This window comes from Candidatus Villigracilis saccharophilus (assembly GCF_016711665.1).
In genome coordinates, this window is the sequence record NZ_JADJSO010000043.1 from 41,719 (window position 1) to 68,590 (window position 26,872).

A 26,872-nucleotide genomic window follows, 5' to 3' on the forward strand; every position below is an offset into this window, starting at 1 on the left:
TATGAAACCAAAAGCCCTCATCCTCCAAGCCCACGGCTCCAACCGCGATCTTGACGTCATGGAAGCATTGACTCTCGCAGGCGCAGACGCGACCGGGATTCCACTCAACGAATTACGAATGAACAAAACGCTTCTCTCTGACTTTCAACTGCTTGTCGTTCCTGGCGGTTTTTCCTACGCAGACGCCTTGGGCGCAGGCAAACTGCTTGCACTTGATCTGGCATCTTATTTTGAAGAGGAAATATCTGCATTTGTCGAATCTGGCAAACCTGTCATTGGCATTTGTAATGGATTTCAAGCTTTAGTGAAGTCAGGAATTTTGCCGGGAGAAAAGAAAGGTGAAAGACAAAATAAAAACTCTACTGCAACCTTGACATTTAATGAGCAGGGTCACTTTGAATGCCGCTGGGTAAAAATAAAACCGATTTCCCAAAACTCTATTTGGACAAAAGATTTGGGTGAGAATATTATTTGTCCCGTTGCTCACGGCGAAGGCAACTTTCAAACCAACAACCTCTTTCCGCTTTCTTCTTTTCTTGAACAAGACCAAATCGCGCTTACATACATTCGCCCAGACGGTTCACCAGCAGATGGCGAATATCCCATTAACCCCAATGGTTCCGTTCTCGACATTGCCGGAATTTGCAATCCTGAAGGTAATGTGCTTGGCTTAATGCCGCATCCTGAAAACCATATCCATTACTGGCAAAATCCACGCCACACGCGCGGAGAAACAGGTGGAAGCGGCTTGAAGTTGTTTGAAAACGGCGTGAAATATGCAGCTCAAATTTGATGTTTTACTTAGAGGATAAAAATGATCTCACAAAATGAACTATTGAAATTAATTCCAAACGCATTGGATGAAACGAATCTGCCATTACCAGGAAGGCAGTCGGGCAAGGTGCGCGATTGGTACGATCTGCCCGGCGGACAAAGGGTCATGGTCACCACAGACCGCCTCTCTGCATTTGACCGCGTTCTGGCAAGAGTACCCTACAAGGGACAGGTGCTAAACCAGCTATCTGCCTGGTGGTTTGAGCAAACTCAAGACATCATCCCCAATCATATCGTTTCATTGCCCGACCCGAATGTGTCCATTGTAAAAACAGCAACACCGATTTTGGTTGAAGTCATCGTGCGAGGATATATCACAGGGGTAACCTCTACAGCCTTGTGGTATCGATATTCATTGGGTGAACGAGAAATCTACGGTTACACATTCCCAGATGGATTACAGAAAAATTCCGCACTGCCAGAACCGATCATCACACCGACAACCAAAGGAGGCCAAACAGGACATGACGAGCGTCTGACTTGTGCCGAGGTCGTTGAAAAAGGCTTGCTAGATAAACATACATGGGATCAAGTGCAAAATGCTGCACTTGCCGTCTTCAAACGCGGTCAAGAGTTGGCTCTCAAGGCAGGCCTGATCCTTGTCGATACGAAATATGAATTTGGAATTGCATCCGACGGCAGTTTAGTCTTAATCGATGAAGTCCACACACCTGATTCCTCGCGCTTTTGGAAATCGGATTCGTATGAAGCGCGCTTTGCAACAGGTAAAGACCCTGAAAATTTTGATAAGGAATTTGTCCGCATTGCGTATGCAAACAAGGGCTATCGTGGCGATGGAGAGGTTCCATCCATGCCTGAAGATTTATGGGTATCCGCCAGCGAGCGTTACATCACGATCTATGAATTATTGACAAGCAAAATGTTTAATGCGGGTGATTATCCCGTTGAACAAAGGATAAACAAGAACTTGAAAAAGGCAGGAGTAATTAAATAATGTCAAACCATTGGTTGTGATTTTGATGGGTTCGAAGGCAGATATGGAGCATTGTACAAAAATATCCGATGCCTGCAAACAATACGGATTGGAAACGGTATTGCGGATTGCATCTGCACACAAGACACCTCATCATGCGATTTCCATTTTGACCGAGTATGAAGCAGATGGCCGCCCAAAAGTGTACGTCACAGTGGCGGGGCGAAGCAATGCATTGAGCGGATTCACAGATGGCTCCGTCAGCGCGCCTGTGATCGCATGCCCTCCCCCATCTGATTCCTTTGGCGGTGCGGATGTGTTCTCGTCGCTGCGGATGCCTTCCGGGATCGCGCCTGCGGTGGTGTTGGAACCCGCCAACGCGGCGCTGTTAGCGGCAAAAATATTCGGTGTAACGAATGCCGAAGTGCGGGAACAGGTAAAAGCGAGTCAGAAACGGGCAGCAGAAACAATCACTAGGGACGATGCAAGTGTCCAATAGTCAGTACCTGGCCTTCAGCGATCATCCAAAAGAGGAGTGTGGTGTGATCGGCATTTTTGCGCCAAACGAAGATGTGGCGCGTATGACATTCTTTGGCCTATACGCGTTGCAGCACCGCGGACAGGAGGCGGCGGGAATCGCTGTGGCGGATGGACAGGCGATTTCGATGCACAAGGGTGTGGGGTTGGTGGCACAGGTCTTCACACCAGGGGTCATGGAAAAATTGAGCGGGCATTATGCGATTGGCCATACACGGTACTCGACCACAGGCTCGTCTTCAGAACGAAATGCTCAGCCATTCATGATCGAAACGATGCATGGTCCGCTGGCTTTGGCACATAATGGAAATTTGGTTAACTCATCCGAACTGCGAAATGAATTGATGCAACAAGGGGTAGGCTTTTCATCGTCTTCAGATACGGAAGTAATGACGATGATGCTTGGCGCGTAACGGCGGTACGACGTGGGAAGAGCGGATCAAGACCGCGATGAAGAAATGGGCCGGTGCGTATTCGCTGGTGATATTGACTCGCGACTGTGTATATGCCGTGCGTGACCCGTGGGGGGTTCGTCCGCTTTGTATTGGGATGCTGCCAAGCGGCGGGCATGCAGTGGCTTCGGAGACAGGCGCATTGCAAACTTTGGGATGTGAAGCCATCCGCGATGTGAAGCCCGGGGAAGTAATTTCATTATCGAATAATGCTTTGAAGGTAATGCAGGCGCTTCCATCAATTAAGCCTTCGGCGATGTGTATCTTTGAGCATATTTATTTTGCGCGTCCCGACCAGACGTGGGATGGGATCAATGTCCATCATGTACGCCAAAGGTTGGGGGAAGAATTAGCCCGCGAAGTCGTAAACGGACTTGGTCACGAAATCACGGATGAAAACGGACGATTTGCGGATGTGGTTATCCCTGTGCCCGATTCATCTATTCCTGCGGCAATTGGGTTTTCGCATGTGAGCGGTATCCCTTACAACGATGGTTTTATCAAGAATAGATATGTTGGAAGAACGTTTATTGAACCAACGGATTCTTTGCGTAAGCGTGGCGTGGCGTTGAAGTTCAATGTCATCAATGGAAATGTCCGCGATAAACGTGTGGTGATGATTGACGACAGCATTGTTCGTGGAAATACAACAGGTCCGCTGATCAAGCTGTTGAAGAATGCGGGCGCGAAGGAAGTACATGTAGCGATCACTTGTCCGCCGATTGTTCATCCGTGTTTTATGGGCGTGGACATGGGCAGACAGGAAGATCTGATCGCCCATAATCGGACAGTTGAGCAAATCCGTAAGCATGTTGGCGCGGACAGTTTGTACTATCTCTCTGTGGACGGCATGATGAAAGCGGTTCAGCGCACGGATGGATTTTGTCAGGCGTGTTTTACGGGGAAGTATCCCATCCCTGTGGATTTGTTGTCTGTGAAAACAGGGTTTGAAAGAGGCACTAAATAAACGGATGAGTAAATGAGGTTGAAGATATGAATGTGCTGGTCATTGGTTCGGGCGGGCGGGAACATGCGATCATGTGGAAGGTCAGTCAATCGCCGAAGTTGACAAAGTTATATGCCTTGCCTGGCAACCCTGGGACAACGGAATTGTCAGAGAATATCAACGGGATATCCATGGATGACCATACGGCTGTTGCTGTTTTGCAAAGATAAACAGATTGACCTGGTGATCGTCGGTCCCGAAGCGCCATTGGCAGCAGGGTTGGTGGATTCGCTTTCGGCGAAGGGAATCCGCTGCTTCGGACCGAGTCAAGCCGCGGCTCAGATCGAAGCGTCGAAGTCATTTGCAAAGGATTTCATGGCAAGGCACAACATCCCAACCGCGAAGTACGCGACCTTTTTCCAATTACGATGAAGCCGTTCGATATTTGGAATCCATTGATTATCCGATTGTCATCAAGGCGTCGGGACTGGCAGCAGGCAAATGCGTGATCCTGCCTGAAACGGATGAAGAGGCAAAGTCTACACTCGAAGAGATTTTGGTGAAGAAAGTATTTGGCGAAGCGGGCGCGGAAGTGATCATTGAAGAACGAATGACAGGGCAGGAAGTCTCGCTCATGGCGTTCACGGATGGAACATCCGTTGTGCCGATGTTGCCCGCGCAAGACCACAAACGTTTGCTGGATGGCGATAAAGGATTGAATACAGGCGGCATGGGTGCGTATGCTCCTGCGCCGATCTTTACATCCGAGATGATGAATGAAGCGATTGAAAATGTTTTGAAGCCCGCCGTAAATGGGATGAAAAGCGAAGGTAATCCATTCATCGGTGTGCTGTATGCAGGTTTGATGCTCACGCCAAACGGCATCCGCACATTGGAATTCAATTGTCGCTTCGGTGACCCTGAAACGCAGGTGGTGCTTCCGCTTCTAGAAACGGACTTGCTTGAAATCGCCACATCTTGTGCAGATGGAAATTTAGCCAACATCAACATTCAATGGAAAGACAATGCGGCGGTCTGTGTGGTGCTGGCAAGCAAGGGCTACCCTGAAAAAGTGGAGAGTGGCAAAGTCGTAACCATCGAAAAACTCCCCAATGATATGGTTTGTTTTCACGCAGGCACGAAAACGGAAAACGGAAATCTCATCACGTCAGGCGGGCGTGTGTTTGGTCTGACTGTATGGGCAGATGACATTGCCAGCGCGGTCAAGAAAGTTTATGCAAATATTGACAAAGTCACATTTAACGGAATGCAATATCGCAAAGACATTGCATTCCGCGCATTAGAAGGTGCCAAATGACAAACTCTTATGCTTCTTCGGGTGTGGATATCGACGCAGGCAATCGCGCCGTTGAGTTGATGAAAGATTCGGTCAAAGCCACCTACAACGAATCCGTGCTCGCGGGCATCGGTTCGTTCGGCGGTCTCTTCGATGCCTCCGCGCTCAAGCAAATGGACAGCCCCGTGCTCGTCGCGTCCACCGATGGCGTTGGCACCAAGGTCAAACTCGCCGCGTCGGTCGGTCGTTATCGCGGCATCGGTCACGACATCGTCAACCACTGCATCAACGACATTCTCGTGCAAGGCGCGCGTCCGCTTTTTTTCATGGATTACTTCGCCGCCTCAAAATTGAATCCCGAACAAACCGCGGATGTGGTGACAGGCATCGCCGAAGCCTGCAAAGAGTCGGGCATCGTATTGCTCGGTGGCGAAACAGCGGAAATGCCTGGCGTGTATCGCGATGGAGAATTTGACGTGGCTGGCACGATCGTCGGAGTATTGGAACGCTCCCGCCTCCTCCCCCGCCCGAACCTGCTCGCTGGTGACCTGATCCTTGGTCTCTCCTCCAGCGGACCGCACACCAACGGCTACTCGCTCATCCGCAAAGTCTTCGAAGGCGCGGATTTAGAATCTGTTCACCCCGAACTCGGCTGCTCACTCGCAGACGCATTACTCGCTCCGCATCGTTCGTATTTCAATGCGCTCTATCCGCATCTCGACAAGGTCAAAGCCTTGGCACATCTCACAGGCGGTGGTTTCATCGAGAACATTCCGCGCGTATTGCCAGAAAATCTAAGTGCAGTGATTCATTTGAATGCATGGCAAGTCCCACCGTTTTGGAAATTGATTCAAGAAAAGGGTAATATCTCCACCGAAGAAATGTACCGCGTCTTCAACATGGGCATCGGCATGGTCGCCATCGTGGACAAATCCATTGCCAGCGGTCTGCAATCATCCATCCCAGAACCTACTTTCATCATCGGTGAATTGATCGCTGGTGAACACAAAGTCATTTTGAACTAAAGGAATTATTTATGAAAGACCTCACCCTCCGCTACGGAACCAACCCCAATCAATCTCCTGCCCGCGTGTACATGCAAGATAGCAGTGACTTGCCCATCACCGTCCTTGGCGGTTCGCCAGGCTACATCAATTTGCTAGACGCGCTCAACGCGTGGCAACTGGTTCGGGAGCTGAAGCAGGTCGTCGGTCAGCCTGCGGCGGCTTCGTTCAAACATGTCAGCCCGTCGGGAGCCGCCGTCGCCGTCCCCTTGACCGATATCCTCAAGAAAATTTATTTTGTAGATGACATGGAACTCTCGCCTCTCGCCACCGCCTACGCCCGCGCCCGCGGCGTGGACAGGATGTCATCGTTCGGCGATTTCATTGCATTATCTGATACGGTGGACGTTCCCACAGCAAAACTGATCTCACGTGAGGTATCCGATGGTGTGATCGCGCCCGCGTACGAGCCTGAGGCGCTGGAGATTTTGAAGAAAAAGAAACAAGGCAAATATGCGGTGGTGCAAATTGACCCTGCCTACGAACCGCAGTTGACCGAGACGCGCCAAGTCTTCGGCGTGAGCATGGAGCAGCGCCGAAACGACCGCATTGTGACCCGTGAAGATTTTGCCAACATCGTGACGAAGAAAAAAGACCTATCCGAGTCTGCCATCCGCGATATGTTCATCGGATGGATCACGCTCAAGTTCACGCAATCCAATTCTGTGTGTTACGTGACCGATGGACAGACCATCGGTGTCGGCGCGGGACAGCAATCGCGGGTGCATTGTGCGCGTCTCGCTGGTTCCAAAGGGGACTTGTGGCGTCTTCGCCAGCATCCATCCGTGCTAGCGCTTCCGTTCAAGGAAGGCGTCAAACGCCCCGACCGCGACAACGCCATTGACCAGTTCCTGCAACCCGATGTCACTTACGAAGAGAAAAAGAATTGGGTGAATGTCTTCACTGAAATCCCGAGGCAACTGACTGCCGAAGAACGCCGTGCATGGCTCGACGGTCTCAGCAATGTCATGCTCGGCTCCGATGCGTTCTTCCCCTTCCGAGACTCAATTGACCGCGCCGCCAAGAGTGGAGTGAAATACGTCCTGCAACCTGGTGGCTCCAACCGTGATGAAGATGTCATTGCTGCCTGCGACGAATACGGCATGACCATGGTCTTCTCAGGTCTGCATCACTAGTAGGGGCGAATCGCGATTCGCCCCTACTAAATCTACTTATGACCAAACGTCTTATTGTCCTCATATCTGGCAATGGCTCCAATTTGCAAGCCATCCTCGACGCCTGTATATCAGGTGAACTTCCCGCTTCTGTGGTTTGCGTCATCTCCAGCAAAGCGGATGCCTACGGACTTGTCCGTGCGAAGAATGCAAAAATTGAATGCATCCACTTTGCAAAACTTCCTAACGAAACACGACAGGAATATGACCAGCGATTAGCCGACTACGTGACCGCTAAACAACCTGACTACATCATCCTCGCTGGCTGGATGCGGATTCTTTCATCTTCCTTTCTTTCTTCTTTTCCGAACAAAGTCATCAACCTTCACCCCGCCCTGCCCGATACTTTCCCTGGCACACACGCCATCGAACGCGCCTTCGAAACCTATCAACGCGGCGAGATCGATCATACGGGTGTCATGGTTCACCTCGTCCCCGATGGAGGCGTGGACAATGGTCCCGTGTTGGCAACGGAGATTGTCTCGATCAATAAAGAAGATACGCTCGAAACACTGGAAGCACGAGTTCATCAAACAGAACACGTTTTATTAGTCAACACACTCAAGAAAATTCTTGAAGAAAAAGCTACAAGGAGTTATTAAATGCCTACAGCCATTCTCTCCGTCCACAACAAAACTGGACTCGTCGAATTCGCCCAAGGACTCGCCTCCCTCGGCTGGACTCTGCTTGCCTCTGGTGGGACAGCCAAACTGCTGCGCGACAATCACATCCCCGTCAACGAAGTCGCGGATTACACCAAGTCGCCCGAAATCCTTGGCGGACGCGTCAAGACTCTCCACCCCGCCATCCACGGTGGACTCCTCGCCCGCCCCACAGACGAAGACCACCAACAACTCCTCAACCTCGGCTGGGATTACATTGACCTTGTCGCCGTCAATCTCTATCCCTTTGAAGAGACCATCGCCAAACCCAATGTCACTTATGCTGACGCCATCGAAAACATCGACATCGGCGGCGTGACCCTCATCCGCGCCGCAGCGAAGAATCACGAACGTGTGACACTCGTCTGCGATCCAGCCGATTACAATTCTGTTCTAGATGAAATCCGCACTGGCGGCATCTCCGCTCAAACCCGTACCAAACTTGCTATTAAGGGTTTTGCTTCCACTGCGCATTACGATACCGCCATTCACGCCTACTTGAACAAATGAATAAACCGCTATTGTTCTGCAAGCGTAGAGGCGACCGTGATAAAGTCCGTTTATCAAAGTCAGAAACCCTTGATAGGCGACAGGTGACAGCCACTTCCAAAGTGACTGTCACCTTAATACAAGGAGATAAATAATGAACGAAGAACTTTTTGACCGCTTTGACTCCCTCACCTTCGACGATGTCCTTATCGTCCCTGGCTACACTGAAGTCTTGCCGAACGAAACGGACGTACGCGTCCAACTCACGCCGAGCATTCAACTCAACGTCCCGATCCTCTCCGCCGCCATGGACACGGTCACCGAAGCGCGGCTGGCAATTGCCTTGGCACGTGAAGGCGGCATGGGCATCATCCACCGCAACATGCCGCCCGAAGCCCAAGCCGCCGAAGTGGAAAAGGTCAAGCGTTCACAATCAGGCATGATCGTCGAGCCGATCAGTTTACAGCCCGATGCGCCGCTTAGCAAAGCCGAAGAGATCATGTCCACGTATCACATCAGCGGCGTGCCGATCACGGATGAACATGGTAAGCTCGTTGGCATCCTCACCAATCGTGACATCCGCTTTGTCGAGCCGTCTGATTACAATCTGCCCGTCAGTCAGTTCATGACCAGCGGAGAAAAACTCGTCACTGCTAAAGTCGGCATCTCTGCGAAAGACGCAAGGGACATCCTGCAAAAATATCGCATCGAAAAACTTCCGTTGGTGGATGAGCACGGCATCCTCAAAGGACTGCTCACCGTCAAGGATATTCAAAAAGCGCGTGATTATCCCAACGCCTCCACCGACTCCAAAAGTCGTCTCATTGTTGGTGCAGCCGTCGGTGTGGGCAAGGATGTCGAAACTCGTGTTGACCTCATGCTCAAAGCAGGTGTAGATGTGGTTACCATCGACACCGCGCACGGACATTCCAAAGGCGTGCTCGAAACCATTCGCCGCATCAAAGGCGCATGGAAAGACCTGCCTATCTTCGCAGGTAACGTAGTAACAGCCGAAGGCGTGGATGCACTCGTCGAAGCAGGAGCAGACGCAATCAAAGTTGGAGTCGGTGCGGGTTCCATCTGCACCACGCGCATCGTTTCAGGCGCGGGCATGCCGCAAGTCTCCGCCATCTTTGAATGTTCTCGCGCCGCGCAAAAACATGGCGTCGCCATCATCGCCGATGGCGGCATCAAGTTCAGCGGCGACATTGTCAAAGCCATCGTTGCGGGCGGCAATGCCGTCATGCTTGGAAGTCTGCTCGCGGGTCTTGAAGAAGCGCCAGGTGAAGTAATGATGTATGAAGGGCGCCGCTTCAAGGAATATCGCGGCATGGGCAGCCTCGGCGCGATGAAAGGCTACGGCGTGGATCGCTATGCAACAGGTCAGAGCGGCAGCGGTAAACTCGTGCCTGAGGGCATCGAAGGTCGCGTGCCATATAAGGGCGCGCTCGGCGAGTATGTCTATCAACTCGTCGGTGGTCTGCGCTCGGGCATGGGCTATGCGGGCGCCGCCTCGCTCGAAGACCTGCGCACCAAGACCCGTCTCACGCGCATCACCAACGCGGGTCTCATCGAAAGCCACCCGCATGATGTTATTATTACCAAGGAAGCCCCAAACTATCAGTTGAGCCAGCGATAACACATGACCCTTCACCTTCTCTCTCCTCTGGATGGACGCTACGCCGAGACCACATCGCCTCTGCGGGACCACTTCTCCGAGTTTGCTTTTCTACGCGACAGAGTACGCGTCGAACTTAACTTTTTGCCTGCTCTTTCCAAAACAGGCTTGGTGCGCCCCTTGAGCGACTCTGAGTCCGCGTACCTCGAATCAGTTCTCGCAAACTTCTCAGACACCGACGCAGAATTGATCCTCGAATACGAACGCAAGACTCGCCACGATGTCAAAGCTATTGAATACTTCATCCAAAGCAAATTGCAGGAAACCTCACTCGAGGATTTGATCCCGTGGATTCACTTTGGCTTGACCTCCGAAGACACAAATAGCCTTGGTCAAGCCATTGCGTTGAAAGAATCGAGAGACGAGGTCATTCTTCCGAATATCAAATCTCTAATATCGAATCTCTCTGAACTTGCCCTGTGCTACAAATCCACCCCCATGCTCGCCCGCACACATGGACAATTCGCCGTTCCCACAACATTAGGAAAGGAATTCGCTGTTTACATCGCTCGCTTCAAAAAGATACACGAGGAGATTGCTTCACATAAATTCGAAGCCAAACTGACAGGTGCTGTCGGCAACTTCAACGCCCTGCAATCCGCCGCGCCTCAAATAGACTGGATTTCTTTCAGCGAAAAATTTGTTTCCAGTTTCGATCTTGAACCTAACCTGCTCACAACCCAAATTCTCCCATACGACAACTGGATCCGTTACTTTGACCTCATCCGTTTAACGAATTCCATTCTGAATGACTTTGCTCAAGACATCTGGCGTTACATCAGCGATGGATATCTCAAACAAGCCGTCGTGGCGGGTGAAGTCGGTTCGTCCACCATGCCGCAGAAGGTCAACCCGATTGACTTTGAAAACGCCGAAGGCAATCTCGGCGTGGCGAATTCGCTCTTCGCCCACTACGCCCAAAAGTTGACAGTCTCACGCCTGCAACGCGACCTCTCCGACTCCACCGTCCGCCGCACGTTTGGCACGGCGTTGGGTCACAGCCTATTAGCATGGACCAACTTCCAGCGTGGTTTGAAGCGAATTGCTCCAGATGAAGAAAAACTCACAGCCGAGTTAAATGCCCATTGGGAAGTCATCTCCGAAGGCGCACAAACCATCCTGCGCGCCGCGGGTAAATCAGACGCATATGAATCGTTGAAGGAACAGACCCGCGGAAGAGTCTTGACTGAAGCCGATTACAAAGCCTGGTGCGATGCGATTGATATAGATAATGCCACGCGGGAAAAACTAAAAACACTATCACCTGAAATGTATCTCGGGCTTGCTGTTGAATTGACGGAACGTGTGGTGAAAAAATGAAATTGGCAACATTGGTTTTACAAGATGGAACCGTGATCGAAGGTCAAGCCTTCGGCGCAGAGACTGATGCCGTGTTTGAGTTGGTCTTCAACACCAGCATGACAGGCTATCAGGAAATTCTCACCGACCCCTCATATCGTGGACAAGGTGTGTTGTTTACTGTTTCGCACATTGGAAATGTAGGCATCAATTTGGAAGATGATGAATCAGCAAAACCTCAGGTTTCTGCCACTGTTATCCGTTCCTTGAGTCCCGTAGTATCGAACTGGCGTTCGGCACTTTCTTTATCTGACTGGCTGACTCAGCACAACGTTCCTGGAATCAGCGGCGTGGACACACGCTGGCTGACTCGCAAACTGCGCGACGGCGGCACACAAAAAGCCGCGCTCTCTACAAAAGGAACAGCTGCCGAAGCTTTATTGAAAATGGCTCATGAGTGGGATGGACTCGATGGCCTTGACATGGTTAAGGAAGTGACGTGCAAGGAGAGTTATCGTTGGGTGGATGATGAGGGAAGCAAATGGGTGAAGAACAGTGGACAGTGGACAGTGGACAGTGATCAGTCAGCAGTGGTCAATCGTCCGTGGTCTATCGTCGCTTATGATTTTGGAATTAAGGAAAATATCCTTCGCCATCTTTCTTCTTTCGGCGCGAATGTGACCGTTGTCCCTGCGGATACAACTGCCGATGAAGTGCTGGCTTTGAAACCCGACGGAGTCTTTTTATCCAACGGCCCAGGCGACCCTGCGGGCTTGCCCTATGCTGTTGAAGCCGTGAGCGGACTCATCAAAAGCGGCGTGCCAATCTTCGGTATTTGTCTCGGCCATCAACTCATAGGGCGCGCATTGGGCGCTGACACGCACCGCCTCAAGTTTGGACATCACGGCGGGAATCATCCCGTTCAATATTTGCCGAACGGCAAAGTACTCATCACCGCACAGAATCATAACTACTGCGTCACCGAAGGCGACTTGAACAAAGACGAAGTGGAAATCACTTACAAGAGCTTGAACGATGACTCGCTTGAAGGCTTACGAATGAAAAACAAACCTGTGTTTAGCGTGCAATTTCCATCCTGAGTCTGCGCCAGGCCCGCATGATGCGCATGATATCTTTGGTGAATTCTTCAAAATGATTGGGGGTAAATAATGAATAAAATTCTGGTCGTCGGGGAGGGGGGCCCGCGGGGGCCCCCCGGGGTTTTAGGGGAAGAAAAATTTTTGAAGATGTGGTTGCCGGCGCCCCTCAAGGCTCGGGGCTACTCGACCAACGGGGCGTTTTATGAAACGAACTGACATCCACACCATCCTCGTCCCTGGCTCTGGAGCCATTGTCATCGGCCAAGCCGCAGAATTTGATTATTCTGGCACACAGGCAGTCAAAGCATTGAAAGCCGAAGGCTATCGCGTAGTATTGGTCAACTCGAATCCCGCCACCATCATGACCGACCCCGAAATCGCGGATGCAACTTACATTGAGCCGCTCACTGTCGAATCTCTTGAGGCCATCATTGAGCAGGAAAAGCCCGACGCCATGCTTCCCACTGTCGGCGGGCAAACGGGACTGAACCTCGCACTGGCACTCAGCGAAAATGGCATACTTGAAAAATATGGCGTACAACTCATCGGCGCGAATCTCAATGCCATCAAAGCCGCGGAAGACCGTCTGCTTTTCCGCGAGACCATGCAGAAAGTTGGTATTCCCATTCCGCATGGCGGAGCAGCATATTCGTTTGAAGAAGCCGAAGAAATCATCAAGCAGACTGGCTATCCAGTTTTAGTCCGCGCTTCGTTTGCGATGGGCGGTACGGGCGCATCGTGGGTTTACGAACCTTCTCAACTTCCCGAAGCTGTCCGCAGCGCAATTTCTGAATCGCCAATTGGTCAGGCGTGGCTTGAAGAGTCCGTTCTCGGTTGGAAGGAATACGAACTTGAAGTGATGCGCGACAAAGCCGATAACTTTGTCGTTGTGTGCTCCATCGAAAATCTCGACCCGATGGGCGTCCACACCGGCGACAGCATCACCGTCGCGCCCGCGCAAACGCTCACCGACCGTGAGTATCAAATTCTGCGCGACCTCGCTCATCGCGTGCTATCTGCCGTCGGCGTTGAAACAGGCGGCTCGAATGTGCAATTCGGCGTCGACCCGAAAACGGGCCGCGTCGTCGTCATCGAAATGAATCCGCGCGTCAGCCGTTCGTCCGCGCTCGCGTCCAAAGCCACGGGCTTTCCCATCGCCAAACTCGCCGCGCTCGTCGCCGTCGGCTACACCCTCGACGAAATCACCAACGACATCACTGGTCAAACCAAAGCCGCCTTCGAACCCTCGCTCGATTATGTCGTCGTCAAAATTCCGCGCTGGGCATTTGAAAAATTCCCTGGCGTGGATTCGACTCTCGGCCCGCAAATGAAATCCGTCGGCGAGTCGATGGCATTGGGACGCACCTTCCCCGAAGCCCTGAACAAAGCGATTCAATCCCTCGAAATCGGCGTGGACGCACTCGACGCCTCTGGTCCTAACCGAGAGTTGGTCGCTGAACCTGAAACATTCGCCACCCTGCAACACCCCACCGCCGACAGACTCTTCCGTGTCTATCGTGCCATTCAACAGGGAATCTCGCTCGAAGAAATTTCCAAAGCAAGTGGATATGATTTGTGGTTCCTTGCTCAAATGAAGGAAATGCAGAAGTTAGAAGGCAGAATGCAGAATGCGGAATACGGAATGGAGAAAGCAGAATTGAAAATGCTTCTGCGTGAAGCAAAGCAAATGGGATTTGCGGACTCGCATATTTCACGGCTCTTACATTCATCATTCTTCATTCATCATTCTTCATTTCGTGAATTACGTAAATCGCTCGGCATATTACCAACATTTCAAAGAGTCGACACCTGCGCCGCAGAATTCGAATCACAGACACCCTATCTCTACAGCGCCTACGAAATGGAAGACGAATCCCGCCCGACGGATAAGCAGAAAATCCTCATCCTCGGCGGCGGACCAAACCGCATCGGGCAGGGAATTGAATTCGATTATTGCTGTTGTCAGGCTGCGTTTGCCTTGTCCAAGATGGGATACGAAACCATCATGTACAACTGCAACCCTGAAACCGTCTCAACGGATTACGACACCGCAGACCGCTTGTATTTTGAACCGCTCACGCTTGAGCATGTCCTCAACGTGATTGACATTGAACAACCTGTCGGAGTCATCGTCCAATTCGGCGGACAGACTCCGCTCAACCTCGCGGCGGGGCTTGAAGCGGCAGGCGTGAAAATTTTAGGCACGTCACCCCATGCCATTCAACTTTCCGAAGACCGCGAAGAGTTTGCAAAACTGCTCAAAGAGTTGGACATTCCCCAGCCAGAAAACGGAATTGCACGCTCCATTGAAGAGGCGCGTGTCATTGCTGAAAGAATCGGGTATCCCGTCTTGGTGCGTCCATCTTTTGTTTTAGGTGGGCGGGCAATGGCTCTAGTGGAGTCCGAACCCCATTTGGCAGGATTCATTCAAAAGGCGATCGAGGCGGCTCCTGGTCAACCGATTCTGATCGACAAATTCATGGAAGATGCTTTCGAAATTGACGTAGACGCACTCGCAGACGGTGAGCGAGTCGTTGTCGGGGCGATTATGCAGCATATCGAAGAAGCGGGCGTCCATTCGGGAGACGCGGCTTGTGTCCTGCCTCCGTATAAAGTCAGCGCTTATCACCTTGGGATTATGCGCGAATATACGGAGCAGCTTGGACTCGCCCTAGGTGTACGCGGATTGATGAACGTGCAGTTTGCGTTAAAAGATGAAGTTGTCTGTGTTCTCGAAGTGAACCCGCGCGCCTCGCGAACTGTCCCTTACGCCAGCAAAGCCACTGGATTAAATCTCGCCTACGCCGCTGCGCAAATCATGGCAGGCAGCAGCTTGGAAAGCCTCGGAATTTTGGAAGAGCCGCGCGTGGATGGATTCTTTGTGAAAGAGGCAGTCCTTCCATTCAAGAAATTGTCCGGCTCAAGCTCATTGCTTGGGCCAGAGATGCATTCTACAGGAGAGGTGATGGGGCATGCCTCCCGCTTTGGTCACGCATTTGCAAAATCACAAATCGCCGCAGGATTGGGACTGCCTCAAAACGGAGCGGTGCTTATTACAGTTAATGATTATGATAAAAGCGCAGGCTTGAAGTTCGCGCGTGATCTATACCGAATGGGATTTCGCCTCTACGCCACGCCTGGGACTGCGGATATGTGCCAGAAAGCGAATCTGCCGGTTGACATTGTAGAAAAAGCAATGGACGGATCAACACAGATCACAGATCTGATCCGGTCAGGAAAGATCCAATTAGTATTAAATACCCCGCTTGGTCCGCATGCCCACAGTGACGGTGCGGAAATTCGTTCTGCCGCGCTTGCAATGAATGTACCTTTATTAACCACACTCTCAGCAGCAATGGCCGCTGTTTCCGCCATACAGGCCTTGCGGAAAAATGAATTGAAATATCGCAGCTTGCAGCAACACTATTTGTCAAATAAACGGGTGTAAAAAATAAGCTTGCCTAGCAAAGGAAGGTTTTTTTTATGGAGATAAATACACAATGAATCCACGTGACGAAATTCGCGCGCTCCTGCAATCATTTCAAGACGGATATATTCATCGTGATCTAACCCAACTTGATCCCTTCATGGAATTATTCACCCTTGACGCTGAAGTCATTGGCACAAACGGGATTAAACCGGGCATTGATGAATGGTTTATTGACCGCAGCTCCGCCCGCGAACTGGTGGAAGGAGACTGGCTGGATTGGGGGGATTTGCGACTTGATCTGGAGTCGATGTCCATTCACTACCATGGGAATGTAGGTTGGGTTGCCGCAGCAGCCACAGTCACAAAAATCATCGGGACAGAAAACTACGACTCATATCTTGAATTCGTCAGAAAATTCCTGGACAACTCAAAGCTACCCGCTGAACAGAAACTACATTATATATTGCGCGGTGGGACGAATACCATCTATGAATTGCAGCGTGGTGAAAAGTTTGTCTGGGCATTACGCTTCACAGCTGTCGTTATACACGAAGCGGAGGGATGGAAGTTTGCCCAGATGAATTTCTCCTTCCCCACCATTTATTTCCCCGACGTACGGCTAGTGGAATAACATGTACATTTTTAGAAAAAAAAAAATATGACCAAAATATGGCTGGCGACATGTTGTATTGATGCTTGAGTTTTTCACAGAGTAGATCATTGGCCTTACTGCTGTTTTCGTGTAAGGATGCGTTGAATTTAGATAAGAATCGGTCCATTCCCTCGCAAATGCCCGGGGCGGGTCAGCAGCCAGACCGCCCATTCGCCAATGTGCTCAACGGTCAAAGCTGGCCGTCCTTCAGAATCTGTATCCTCAGTCAATGCAACTCCAGGGGCAAGGATATGCGTGCGGATGCCTAACTCAACATTTTCCACACGGATCAACTCCATCAGCGTGGTCAGCGCGTGCATTGCAACACCGTATGCGCCATCCTGTTGATATATCCCCATGGAGGAATCAGACCCAATCGCCATGATCTCCCCGTGTTTTTGCTCACGAAATAAAGGGAGAACGGCGCGTGCTATTAAAAATGGTTCTCGTAAATTCGCACCAAGAACTAGATCCCAAGTCTTGACACTATGGTTATGGATTTGTCCGCCAGCCCAAAATGGAGAGAGCGTAATCAGGATATCGAGGCTTCCAAAAGTCGAACGTGCTTGTTCGACAACTGATTCTGCCGCCTCTAGGCTGTCCAGATCGGATACGATCGTCAAACAAACTCCCCCCAATAATTTAATCTTATTAGCCGCCATTTCGAGCAGATCGGCATTCCTACCGCAAAGGCAAACCTGCACGCCCTCACGTGCAAGCGCCAGCGCAACTTCGCCTGCTATTTCAGAACTGCCACCTGTGATGATAGCGGTCTTACCATGTAAATCCTGTTTATCCATCAAACCTCATGAGAATTATTTTTTGTCCGAAAGGATGGTCGTTCCAGCCACCGCATCGCTGATGGCATCACCGATCAGGTTGATGGAAAGTACGGCCAGGAATATTCCAGCACCGGGCAAAACGGTCAGCCACCAAGCCTGGCGCACATATTTCATTCCAGCGTTGAGCATGGCACCCCATTCCGCAGTGGGAGGTTCCGCCCCCAAGCCCAAGAAGTTAAGGGCTGCGCCAGCCAAAATGGATGAACCAATTCCAAGGGTAATCAATACCAGTAAGGTGCGAATTGAATTGGGCAGAATATGCTTGACTAAAATCCGTGCATCAGAACTTCCCAACGCACGCGCTGCTTCCACATAAGTCATCTCACGCAGAGACAAAACGCTGCTGCGAGTCAGGCGCATAAACGACGGCACAAAGGCGATGCCGATGGCTAACATGGCATTTGTGATCCCCGGTCCCAGGATGGCGATTATGGCCAATGCCAAAAGAATATCCGGGAACGACATGAGCACATCGGTAAACCATGAAATGAACGAGTCGAGCCAGCCGCCTGCATAACCAGAGATCAATCCAAATGTGATACCCAGCAATGCGCCGATCGTGATGCCAACAAGGCCGATACGCAGGGAGAGTCGTCCGCCATATAGAAAACGGGCAAAGTTATCGCGTCCAATCCCATCGGTACCCATTGGGTATGATAGACTAGGCGGCTTCAATGCAAGCGCCGGCTGTGTTTTATTGGGATCTTTGTCGGTGAAGAGCGGTGCGCCGTAGGATGAAAAGACGAGCAGGATCAGCAAAATTCCGCCGATCTGTGCGCTGCGATTACGAAGGATCTGCCTGAACAGACGGGCGCCGGGCGAATTGGAACGTTGCTTTAATATGTCTGCTGTCATTTGAGGCGGATCTTCGGATTCAAAAAAACATAAGTGATATCGGTCAGGGTATTGATGAGAACGTAGATCGCGGCAGTAACGAGAACCACGCCTTGCACCATCGGATAGTCACGGCTAAAGATGGATTGCACTGCCAGGCGTCCAATACCCTGGCGCGCGAACATGGTTTCTACAATGGTCGCACCGCCAAGCAAATATGCCATCTGCAAACCAAGAAAAGTCACAACGGGAATCAACGCATTGCGAAGAGCGTGCTTGAAGATGACCAATCGTTCCGGCAATCCCTTGGCACGGGCTGTGATAATGTAGTCCTTATTGAGCACATCGAGCAGACTGGCGCGGACCATACGGGCGACAACAGCCGCCTCTGGCAGACCCAATGTCAGCGCAGGCAGGAAGAGAGCGGCGGCGCTTGAATCATTCGAAATACTTGGAAATAGTTTTAACTTTACAGAGAATAAAATAATGAGAAGCAGTCCCAGCCAAAAAGTAGGGATTGAAAGTCCGCTGACTGATAAACTCATGATAAGCGTGTCAAACCAGGAACCATGACGCAGCGCGGCCAGCAATCCGAGTGTGCCGCCAATCGCCAATGCCACGGAGAGAGCTGATATAGCAAGCGCGACCGTGCTTGGCAGTTGGTCACCGATAGACTTGGAGACAGGCTGATAGTTTCGAATTGAGACGCCCAGGTCGCCCTGTACTGCTTTGCCAAGGTAGCGCCCATACTGCACATACAAAGGATCATTTAAGCCGAGCTGCTCACGCAGCTCGGCTACTTTTTCTACAGATACTTTCTGACGTCCCAGGATCGCCATCGTGACATCTCCAGGTACTAAATGGATGACCGAAAATACAAGTACTGAAACTCCAAAGAGTACCAAGATGGATGTAAACAGACGACGGATCAGATAGCTAAACATTCAACCTTATTGCGAGATGGAGATGTCGTAGATCCAGGGATAGCCTTCCAAATCAAAACCAAAGCCTTGAACAACAGGCGATGTGAGATAGGAAGTGTTCACAGTAAACATGGGCAGGACGAGCGCATTTTCCATAATGATCTTCTGCGCTGTCATGTAATCCTGCTTGCGGACATTTTCATCGGTCTGAGTATCGCCGTCTGCGAGAGCCGCATCCAGTTCCTCGCTCACAAAATTGGTCCATGCGCCTCCGCCATTTGCATTTTCAGAATGGAACAGATAACGCAGCGGGGAGGGATCGGGGCGGGTCCAATACATGTACACGAGGCTGTAGTTTCCAGCCAGAAGTTCTTCATACGCAGCGCCATCATCCATGGAGCGGTACTGCACATCAAAACCAACGTTTGCCAGGTAACCCACTAGAAGTTCATTGAAAGCTTCAGACCAGGCGGGATTATCAGGCCAGTCAATGGTGAGCTTCTCACCGCCTTTTTCGCGGATGCCGTCACCATCAGAGTCGATCCAGCCAGATTCATCGAGCAGGCGGCCAGCTTCTTCCAGGTTAAAGCGATACAGATTATCCGATTCCTTATCATAGCCCCATGTAGTCGGAGAGATCACACTGTAGGCAGGCAAACCAAGGCTTTGGAAAGCGGTCTGAGCAAGTTCATCCTGATTCACCGCAAGAATCATCGCCTTGCGGACGTTGATGTCATTGGTCGGTGCTTTCGTGGCATTGATCATCAGAATGGCAGGGATGCCGGGTTGGGCAAATGTTTGGAGTTGGGCAGCACCGGATTCAGCGATCGAGATCGCATCCAGCGCAGGCGGCTCACTGGCAATAAGGATTTCTCCAGTCTCAAACGCAGTGAAGCGAGTAGCCGCTTCGGGCAAAATGCGAAAAACCACCTGGTCAAGATTGGCCGGTCCCTCATGGGCAGCAAACTCGGGCCCCCAGTTATAGTCGGGGTTACGTTCAAGCACGATCTGTGACTGCGCATCCCACTGAACAAACTTGAACGGACCAGTACCGACAGGATTGCGGCCATAATCCTGTCCAAACTTTGCGAGCGCAGCGGGAGAGGAAATGCTCAACCACTGGCGCGCAGCATCACGTAAAAAGGAGGGGTAGGAAGCGGCAAATTTAACAGTCGCATGGGTATCATCAACAACAACCGTCTCAACATATTGATGATCTTGCAACAGGGATTTTCCGCCAGACTCGAGCACACTTTCGCTCATAATGTGATCAAAAGATGCCTTGACCGCTTCCGCAGTAAATGCGGTACCATCATGAAAGGTCACATCAGCTCGCAGTGTAAAGGTGAATTCAGAAAAATCCTCATTCGGCTCCCATACAGTAGCGAGTCCTGGATGAAGCGAGCCGTCAGGGGCCATTGATAGCAGCGAATCGAACAAGCTCATAAGGATGAATTGCTCCTGAACATATACAGCATCACCTGGGTCAAGGGTTTCCGGCTCCACCGCGATACCAATGGTAAGCAAGCCACCCGAGGGGGCCGCCACTTCCGTTGCGACCGCAGGGGCTTCGGTTGCCTGCGCAGCGGGTACTTCTGCAGCAGGAACATCAGTCGTGACCGCGTTTCCACCACAAGCAGTCAAGACCAATCCGGTCAAAATAATGATGGATGCAATCTTAAATATACTTCTCTTCATTTTCATCTCCTTGAATTAGTCGGGGAATCTATCATGCACAGCGATTACCCGTGATGTGATTTTATCACGGGTAATATTCGCATAACCGGCATGGATTTTGTTTTCAGCGGGAGCTTACACTTGATGCATGCGCCTAGAGTGACAGAGTAAAACAAATCTCTGTGTGTCACAAGTGAGCGTGCTTCGCTTTATCAAACCGCACCGCGGTCCCCGGGGGCGCGGGCCCCGGGGGGGTGTAGGCGGTTCTATCCTTTGTCCTTGTACATGGCTGCCAACGCTGCGCCGATAGCTTGGGAAAGGTCGCCAAGCGCCGCAGGGACGATACTAATAGAATCACGTTGGTAGGGCCACAGGTATTCGCGTGCAGTTGATCGCACGATGCTCAAATAACGCTCACGGAAAGTAATCGTGGTTGCTTCTGGATCCATCAACCCTCCGCCGATAACCACAAATTTTGGGTCGAGCGCCATAGCTAGATTTGCGACATGCAATCCCAATGCTTTGGACTGGAAGTCGAACAATTCTATTGCGAGTTCGTCACCTTTTTGGGCTAATCCGCGAAGAGCAAAGGCACGTTCCTTGGGTCCGAGAGGTGATTTCGCCAGAAAATGTTCTGGATATTGATCCAGTTTTTCAGCAAGCAGGTAGGGCAAGCCAGCAAGGCATGTGTAAATTTCGACACATCCCCAAGTGCGCCCGCAGCCACAGGGGTAGGCTTTCGTTGTGCCAAGCAAATGCAGAGGGGCGGGCATGTGTCCGGCTTCCATTCCTGCCAGGGTGTCGCCATCCAAGGCTAATCCGCTTTGATCAATGTATGCACATCCCAGCCCGGAGCCTGGAGCAAGCATAAGCACTGTACCACTGCTGTCACCGCGCACATGCTGGGCTTCTGCAACGCCGCCCATGTTGCCGTCGTTACCAACTGTTAATGGAATAGCACGTCCGGCGCGTTCAGATAAGGCATTGCTGTAAGCTGAATGCACATCAAATCCGGCGAAATCTTCGGGCAAGTTGGCCGAACGATCAAAAACGCCATAACGCTGAAATGGCCCAGGAACAGCCAATCCCACCCCCCCGACCTGGTCCCAAGTCAGGTTATTTTGGGATAAGTAAGTGTTGATGGCCATAACCCAATTACGCACAACGGCTTCGGGACCGTGAGCCGAATTTGTGGAGGCTTGCAATAATTTTGTAGAGATGGTTGATCCATCGCCTCTCACCCCTCCTACTTTCGATGTAGTCGCACCGCCATCGGTACCAATATAGACAATTTTACTCATATGTTCTCTTTACCTTCCATGATAGTTTTTTCTTTCATGCAAAATCCGCAAGTGATCGCCGATAGCTACTTCACGCCTGGAATATTTCTTGAATAGTGTTCACATTACCCAGCTCAAATAATGTTCCACTCCCTTTTTAATGCTTTCATAAGGGACATCATTCCATTTTGTACGTTGTCGAAACATTTGAGTGGGCTCGCTACCGCCAAGCTTTTGAGATTTTACACAGGGATTTTACCTCAGGGATGGCTCATTTGATACAAAGATTGCCATTGAGGAAATTCTCTCATCATGCGACTCTGAGAAGGGGGGCGCCTGCCTATATGAGACCCTGGGTATCATGGATCGGTGATAAGATCATGTTTTGGGTTTTGCCTGTTACGGTCCGCGTGACCTTATCGATGGCGTGTTTGACCTGTATTGGATCGCCGTTGACCCAGAGGCTTGCCGCAACCAGATCGGGCGCGGATCACTGACCGCCAGCGAGGAGGAAATATGCAAATTGAACGGCCACATACTTATTTCTGAGACCTCAGGCACACCCGACTCACAACTCCTATTCAGCATGGGATACACGATCAAGGCGTCCATCAAGGATTTCTATACGATGGGTGATGATCAGATGATCTTCACAAAACGGCTGTAATTTCCAAAGCGGAGGAAGCCAAAGGCATCTTTATTTTCCCGATGGGCACTGATACGCCGTTGATATAAAACTGGTTCCTGCACTCACAGTCCGCTTTTCTTCCACCAATCAACTCCAACCTGATGTTCCCTAGGTTGAAAACCAATCGACTCGTATATCCTGGCGGCATGGTAATTCTCATCCGCCACCATCACAAGGGTTTCAACCTTCATGTTCTCAAACGCGTAATGACTGACCTGATACACCAGTGTGCCGCAAATACCGCGACGGCGATAATCGGGGTGGGTGCCCACTTGTTGAAAGCGGCCAATGTTTCCATCAGAAAAGATCCCCAACTCTGCCACCAACCGGTTATCCAGAAAAGCTCCAAACCAAAATCCCCGCCCGACTTTGGTCATTTGGCGATAGCGCTGCATCTGATCGCGCTTAAAGATTTCGTAATCAATCAAACTGTGTTCAGGCAGGCGGCAGGCAAGCTGGTTCTGCGTAGCCTGCTCCCACTCCCAGTCTTCGGTCAACGGATGGATCTCGATCTCCGGATTATATTTGGGCGGGACTTTCACCTGCTCGGTGGATAAAACCACCGTTTGACCCAAGTTGAAGCCCGCATCCAGGAAGGGTTTGATCTCACCCATCTCGCCATGCATGGTATCCCAGCCAAAGGCCAGATGCTCGACCTTTATTGGTGGTCCGATTTCTTTGGCAAAAATGGCCTTCCAGTTTTCAAGATCACCAGCGCCGGGCGGTTTGGAGAAAAGCAGGAAATTTCCCCAATAAAAAGTTGGGTTTGTTGGAGTCAGAATAACCAGATAATCTCCGCGGTCCAGGATCTGGCCGTCGAATTTTGGAAAAATTAAATCAGTACGATACCCTAATGATCGAACTTCCATTGTGATCCTTACTTTGGAATACTTTTAGAAATCCGTTGATGACATCATCTCGCCGGCTGAACTTGGCGGCAAGTTGAACTTTTATAATACGTCACTTTGAACTACAATTTCAAAATATTAAGAAAGCAACTCAATTGAACAAAGTGATCTCTTATCATTTCACCAGGCATAAACCCGTTCAGGTGTCATCGGTCTGCATTGTGTGGATCGCTCTTGCATTTACAGGCTGCGCAAGGCAAATCCGAACTAAGCAGGATAAATTCCTTGTCCATGAAAACGGGTATCACTCGCTGGTAATCCGTTTTGTATGCGAACCGCCCTGGCAGTCCCGTTTTTTTTCTTCCCCGGCTATACTTCCCCTATCTTTCATCCGGAGTGGAACATGAAAAAAAACCGCACTGTTGTTGTCATTTTGCTCTTCGTTGCGATACTCGCCGGCATCTGGATCAACACAAAAAGCAGGAAGCCTGTTGAGCATGTCACCATGAAGCCCGCCGAGCCATCCCTGCCATATGGATATGATGTGCCCGTCCAGGCGGACTCCCCCTGGCCGACCTTCCGCCGTGATCGGCGCAACAGCGCGTCAAGCCCAATCCCGGCAGTGTATCAAGGCGACCAGCCCTGGTTCTTTCAAACCGGCAAAGGGCTTTTCACCACTCCCGTTATTGATGCAGATGGAATGATCTATGTTGGCTCCGCCGATCATTATTTTTACGCGCTCAATCCTGATGGTTCGCTCAACTGGAAATATGAAACCGGCGAGATCATCGACTCTGCCGGTGCGCTGACGCCCGGCGCGATCACTTTTATCTCCGGTGATGGGCGCATGTACCACTTCCGCACCGGGCAAATGGAAATGACCGAGAGACCCCTCTGGATCTACGAAGCGGAACTGCGCCCGGAGATCAGTTACAACCGCTGGTTCGAGGGAAATGTGGCGGTCGGATACGATGGCACCTTCTATGCCGGCAACACCAACTTTTTATACTACGCCATCAATCCGGATGGCACGCTGAAATGGACCTACCCCACCACCTCCAACAACTGGTCACAGGCCGCCTTCGCTGATGACGGTACGATCTTCTGGGGATCGAACGATACCTACGTGCGCGCCGTTGCACCCGATGGCACGGAATTGTGGAAGGATATGACCCTCGGATTTATCGCCGCCTCAGCCGCGATCGGATCGGACGGCACGGTCTACATCGGCAGTTTTGATTCGAACCTGTATGCCATCGAACCACAAACAGGATCTGTTAAATGGAAATTCCCCACTTCCGATCACATCTACACCTCAGCCGCGCTCGACTCAGACTCCGATGGAAACACACGCGCGATCCTGTTCGGTTCCGCCGACGGCTCCTTCTATTCGGTTGATCCGAATGGCAGCCTGCTCTGGAAATACGATACAGGCGACCCGATCCGTTCTTCTCCCGCGCTCGGACTCTCTGCGGACGGCAGAAGCAAGATCGTCTACTTCGGGGATGGCAATGGGAAGTTGTACGCATTGAATGTTTCCGACGGTTCTTTGCGCTGGGCGTTTGACACGACATCGAAGGAAGCTGAACTCGCTGACCGCAATGACCTGAACGGTTCGGTGGCCCTCGGGAAGACCGGCATTTATGTGGGCGGTGAGCACGGCCAGTTCTGGTATCTGCCCTACGATTACTGTCTGAATGCAAAGGATGCGCGCTGTACCGACACATCCAACCTGCCGCAAACTTTTAGCGGCCTGTATTATGTATCTCCGGGCGGCAACACCAGCGCCGAGTTACCAGCCGCACTACCCTCCTCCTCCATGTTGACCCTGCGTCTGGTGGTCCGCGAAAACGGCAAACACCATCGGCGCACGCATCTGCGATGCACCTTTCGGCTGTCCAAAGGATGCCCTGACTGTCAGCCTTGACCCGGCTGTCTCATTGGATGTCCAGCATTCAGCGGATGGAAAATATATTTATATCCGCCCGCAGGAATTTCTTTCTCCAGGGCAAACATACCGCCTCAAAGTGGATGGCAGCTATTACACCGGCGGCATGCGGCTAGGCAATATGACGATCGGTGGATCCAAGTCCGGCAGGTTTGGCGGTGAGTTCAATTTCGAGGTTGAGGATTCTTCGCAAGCCCTGCCCCTCAGCTGGACGCGGCCAAGGTCCAGCGCTTTGAGTGGACGCGCCTGGCCGCGCCCATCCCGCCCATGCTGCCCAGCCTGAACCAGATCGGTTTTGATTACATAGAATGGATCGTTGCGCCGGTGCTGATCACTCCGTCAGACGCCAAGGATCAGGGAAAATTCGTCCTCTGGGCGATCGGTGCGAAACGCACCGAGGATGGCAGCCTGGTCCCCGACCCGCAGAGTGATTTCACGCTGCCGCTTAACGGACGATATCAAGGCGCGGATTTCATCGCGATCGATCAGAAATTCCCGATGCCGATCACAGGCATCAACATTCCCTTCAATCTATTTGAACTGCGCGGCACCTTCAACGCGGATGGAACCACCACACGTCCTGCGGCTTTTGCCTCGACAGATACGCTCTCCATTCCGACCTTCGGCCCATACCTGGTGATCGCCGGCCTGGCCAACAACTGGTACAAGGATATGCTGGTGGCTGGCACCTACGTCACCCGCATGTATGATGGCGCGGCCAATTCAGCGCCGGCCGGCATCCAGGTTTCCGATATTGCCTTCTCTCAGCCAAGCAGGAGTCTGCGGGTTCGATCACCGCCAGCTTTACCCTCGACCCGGGTGTTTCATATCTGGCAGCTGAACATCGCGCCGGTCTGGTGCTGGTGGATCCTGCGACGAACGAAGCGGTCTACATGGACTACAAGGCCAATCTATCAACAGCAGAAGATGAATCCGGGAACGTGCGCTCCGTGACGCTGATCCTGCCCGCTGATCTGGTATTGCCTGAAAAGCTTCGGGTATATGTGATGCTGGATGTGTACCCAATATATAACGAGAAGATACGCTAATCAAATATGTAAAACCGCCTGCGCCATCGTTCGCGCAGGCGCTTTTATTGATCATGAAATTTCAACGGGGAAGCCCTATTGCCAGAAAATCAATGGATACAGAGCTCACGAAACACATGCTCATCCATCAACCAAATAGATTGACAAAATTAATTCCATTATCTTCAAGGTTCTTTTTCTTAAGCATTTTTTCCTTCCTGTTATCCAAGACCAGCTCTACCTTACAGTTACTTA

25 protein-coding genes and 1 pseudogene are annotated in these 26,872 nt (G+C 51.3%); 20 read left to right on the plus strand and 6 right to left on the minus strand.

Annotation, left to right across the window (positions count from 1 at the left end; translation table 11 throughout):
• Position 1 precedes the first annotated feature (1 nt).
• From purQ to IPL17_RS13980, 16 genes and pseudogenes are all read left to right on the plus strand, one after another.
• A complete protein-coding gene (gene purQ, locus IPL17_RS13905) occupies positions 2-793 on the plus strand; it encodes a phosphoribosylformylglycinamidine synthase I (RefSeq protein WP_345307681.1) in 792 nt (263 codons plus the stop codon).
• Between the two features lie 21 nt (positions 794-814).
• Positions 815-1,789 carry a phosphoribosylaminoimidazolesuccinocarboxamide synthase gene (locus IPL17_RS13910; RefSeq protein ID WP_345307682.1) on the plus strand — a complete coding sequence of 325 codons (975 nt, stop codon included), beginning with the start codon at positions 815-817 and terminating at the stop codon, positions 1,787-1,789.
• A gap of 25 nt (positions 1,790-1,814) precedes the next feature.
• Positions 1,815-2,267 carry an AIR carboxylase family protein gene (locus tag IPL17_RS13915; protein WP_345307705.1) on the plus strand — a complete coding sequence of 151 codons (453 nt, stop codon included), beginning with the start codon at positions 1,815-1,817 and terminating at the stop codon, positions 2,265-2,267.
• Positions 2,257-2,718 (plus strand): class II glutamine amidotransferase, encoded by a 462-nt coding sequence (locus IPL17_RS13920; RefSeq protein ID WP_345307683.1) that lies wholly within the window; start codon positions 2,257-2,259, stop codon positions 2,716-2,718. The genes IPL17_RS13915 and IPL17_RS13920 overlap by 11 nt, the downstream gene beginning before the upstream one ends.
• On the plus strand, positions 2,708-3,724 hold the full coding sequence (locus IPL17_RS13925) for an amidophosphoribosyltransferase (protein ID WP_345307684.1): 1,017 nt from the start codon (positions 2,708-2,710) through the stop codon (positions 3,722-3,724). Before IPL17_RS13920 ends, IPL17_RS13925 begins: the two co-directional genes overlap by 11 nt.
• Before the next feature lie 71 nt (positions 3,725-3,795).
• Positions 3,796-4,135, plus strand: a pseudogene (locus IPL17_RS13930) (hypothetical protein).
• A gap of 13 nt (positions 4,136-4,148) precedes the next feature.
• The gene (purD, locus tag IPL17_RS13935; protein WP_345307685.1) at positions 4,149-5,021 is read left to right on the plus strand and encodes a phosphoribosylamine--glycine ligase; all 873 of its coding nucleotides are present in this window, start codon (positions 4,149-4,151) and stop codon (positions 5,019-5,021) included.
• Positions 5,018-6,025 (plus strand): phosphoribosylformylglycinamidine cyclo-ligase, encoded by a 1,008-nt coding sequence (gene purM, locus IPL17_RS13940; protein ID WP_345307686.1) that lies wholly within the window; start codon positions 5,018-5,020, stop codon positions 6,023-6,025. Before purD ends, purM begins: the two co-directional genes overlap by 4 nt.
• An 11-nt stretch (positions 6,026-6,036) precedes the next feature.
• Entirely contained in the window at positions 6,037-7,200 is a 1,164-nt protein-coding gene (locus IPL17_RS13945) for a phosphoribosylaminoimidazolecarboxamide formyltransferase (RefSeq protein ID WP_345307687.1), read from the plus strand.
• Between the two features lie 38 nt (positions 7,201-7,238).
• Complete coding sequence (gene purN / locus IPL17_RS13950; protein ID WP_345307688.1) at positions 7,239-7,841, plus strand: phosphoribosylglycinamide formyltransferase; 603 nt, start codon at positions 7,239-7,241, stop codon at positions 7,839-7,841.
• Positions 7,842-8,411, plus strand: coding sequence for a hypothetical protein (locus tag IPL17_RS13955; protein WP_345307689.1), 570 nt, complete (start codon positions 7,842-7,844; stop codon positions 8,409-8,411).
• A 133-nt stretch (positions 8,412-8,544) separates the two neighbouring features.
• On the plus strand, positions 8,545-10,029 hold the full coding sequence (guaB, locus tag IPL17_RS13960) for an IMP dehydrogenase (protein WP_345307690.1): 1,485 nt from the start codon (positions 8,545-8,547) through the stop codon (positions 10,027-10,029).
• Between the two features lie 3 nt (positions 10,030-10,032).
• Positions 10,033-11,388: an adenylosuccinate lyase gene (purB, locus tag IPL17_RS13965; protein ID WP_345307691.1), complete on the plus strand. Its 1,356-nt coding sequence runs from the start codon at positions 10,033-10,035 to the stop codon at positions 11,386-11,388.
• Positions 11,385-12,467 (plus strand): glutamine-hydrolyzing carbamoyl-phosphate synthase small subunit, encoded by a 1,083-nt coding sequence (gene carA, locus IPL17_RS13970; protein WP_345307692.1) that lies wholly within the window; start codon positions 11,385-11,387, stop codon positions 12,465-12,467. Before purB ends, carA begins: the two co-directional genes overlap by 4 nt.
• A gap of 202 nt (positions 12,468-12,669) precedes the next feature.
• Positions 12,670-15,915, plus strand: a complete 3,246-nt coding sequence (carB, locus tag IPL17_RS13975; RefSeq protein WP_345307693.1) for a carbamoyl-phosphate synthase large subunit — start codon at positions 12,670-12,672, stop codon at positions 15,913-15,915.
• 52 nt (positions 15,916-15,967) lie between these two features.
• On the plus strand, positions 15,968-16,528 hold the full coding sequence (locus IPL17_RS13980; RefSeq protein ID WP_345307694.1) for a hypothetical protein: 561 nt from the start codon (positions 15,968-15,970) through the stop codon (positions 16,526-16,528).
• 128 nt (positions 16,529-16,656) lie between these two features.
• Here the strand turns inward: IPL17_RS13980 and IPL17_RS13985 are convergent, their stop codons facing one another.
• The 5 genes from IPL17_RS13985 to IPL17_RS14005 all read right to left on the minus strand — a co-directional run bounded on the left by IPL17_RS13985 (position 16,657) and on the right by IPL17_RS14005 (position 22,126).
• Positions 16,657-17,349, minus strand: coding sequence for an SDR family oxidoreductase (locus IPL17_RS13985; RefSeq protein ID WP_345307695.1), 693 nt, complete (start codon positions 17,347-17,349; stop codon positions 16,657-16,659).
• A gap of 15 nt (positions 17,350-17,364) precedes the next feature.
• Positions 17,365-18,246, minus strand: coding sequence for an ABC transporter permease (locus IPL17_RS13990; protein WP_345307696.1), 882 nt, complete (start codon positions 18,244-18,246; stop codon positions 17,365-17,367).
• Entirely contained in the window at positions 18,243-19,169 is a 927-nt protein-coding gene (locus IPL17_RS13995; RefSeq protein ID WP_345307697.1) for an ABC transporter permease, read from the minus strand. Before IPL17_RS13995 ends, IPL17_RS13990 begins: the two co-directional genes overlap by 4 nt.
• Before the next feature lie 6 nt (positions 19,170-19,175).
• Positions 19,176-20,846 carry an ABC transporter substrate-binding protein gene (locus IPL17_RS14000; RefSeq protein ID WP_345307698.1) on the minus strand — a complete coding sequence of 557 codons (1,671 nt, stop codon included), beginning with the start codon at positions 20,844-20,846 and terminating at the stop codon, positions 19,176-19,178.
• A 245-nt stretch (positions 20,847-21,091) separates the two neighbouring features.
• Entirely contained in the window at positions 21,092-22,126 is a 1,035-nt protein-coding gene (locus IPL17_RS14005) for an ROK family protein (RefSeq protein ID WP_345307699.1), read from the minus strand.
• A 364-nt stretch (positions 22,127-22,490) separates the two neighbouring features.
• Between IPL17_RS14005 and IPL17_RS14010 the strand changes: the two genes are divergently transcribed.
• Positions 22,491-22,772 (plus strand): hypothetical protein, encoded by a 282-nt coding sequence (locus IPL17_RS14010; protein WP_345307700.1) that lies wholly within the window; start codon positions 22,491-22,493, stop codon positions 22,770-22,772.
• 83 nt (positions 22,773-22,855) lie between these two features.
• Here IPL17_RS14010 and IPL17_RS14015 read toward each other — a convergent pair whose 3' ends face one another.
• Positions 22,856-23,662, minus strand: a complete 807-nt coding sequence (locus IPL17_RS14015; RefSeq protein ID WP_345307701.1) for a GNAT family N-acetyltransferase — start codon at positions 23,660-23,662, stop codon at positions 22,856-22,858.
• 382 nt (positions 23,663-24,044) lie between these two features.
• On the opposite strand from IPL17_RS14015, the gene IPL17_RS14020 reads away from it, so the two are divergent.
• From IPL17_RS14020 to IPL17_RS14030, 3 genes are read left to right on the plus strand one after another with little or no spacing between them, the layout of a single operon-like run.
• A complete protein-coding gene (locus IPL17_RS14020; RefSeq protein WP_345307702.1) occupies positions 24,045-25,568 on the plus strand; it encodes a PQQ-binding-like beta-propeller repeat protein in 1,524 nt (507 codons plus the stop codon).
• 13 nt (positions 25,569-25,581) lie between these two features.
• The gene (locus IPL17_RS14025) at positions 25,582-25,872 is read left to right on the plus strand and encodes a hypothetical protein (protein ID WP_345307703.1); all 291 of its coding nucleotides are present in this window, start codon (positions 25,582-25,584) and stop codon (positions 25,870-25,872) included.
• Positions 25,857-26,543, plus strand: coding sequence for a hypothetical protein (locus IPL17_RS14030; protein ID WP_345307704.1), 687 nt, complete (start codon positions 25,857-25,859; stop codon positions 26,541-26,543). The genes IPL17_RS14025 and IPL17_RS14030 overlap by 16 nt, the downstream gene beginning before the upstream one ends.
• Positions 26,544-26,872 lie beyond the last annotated feature (329 nt).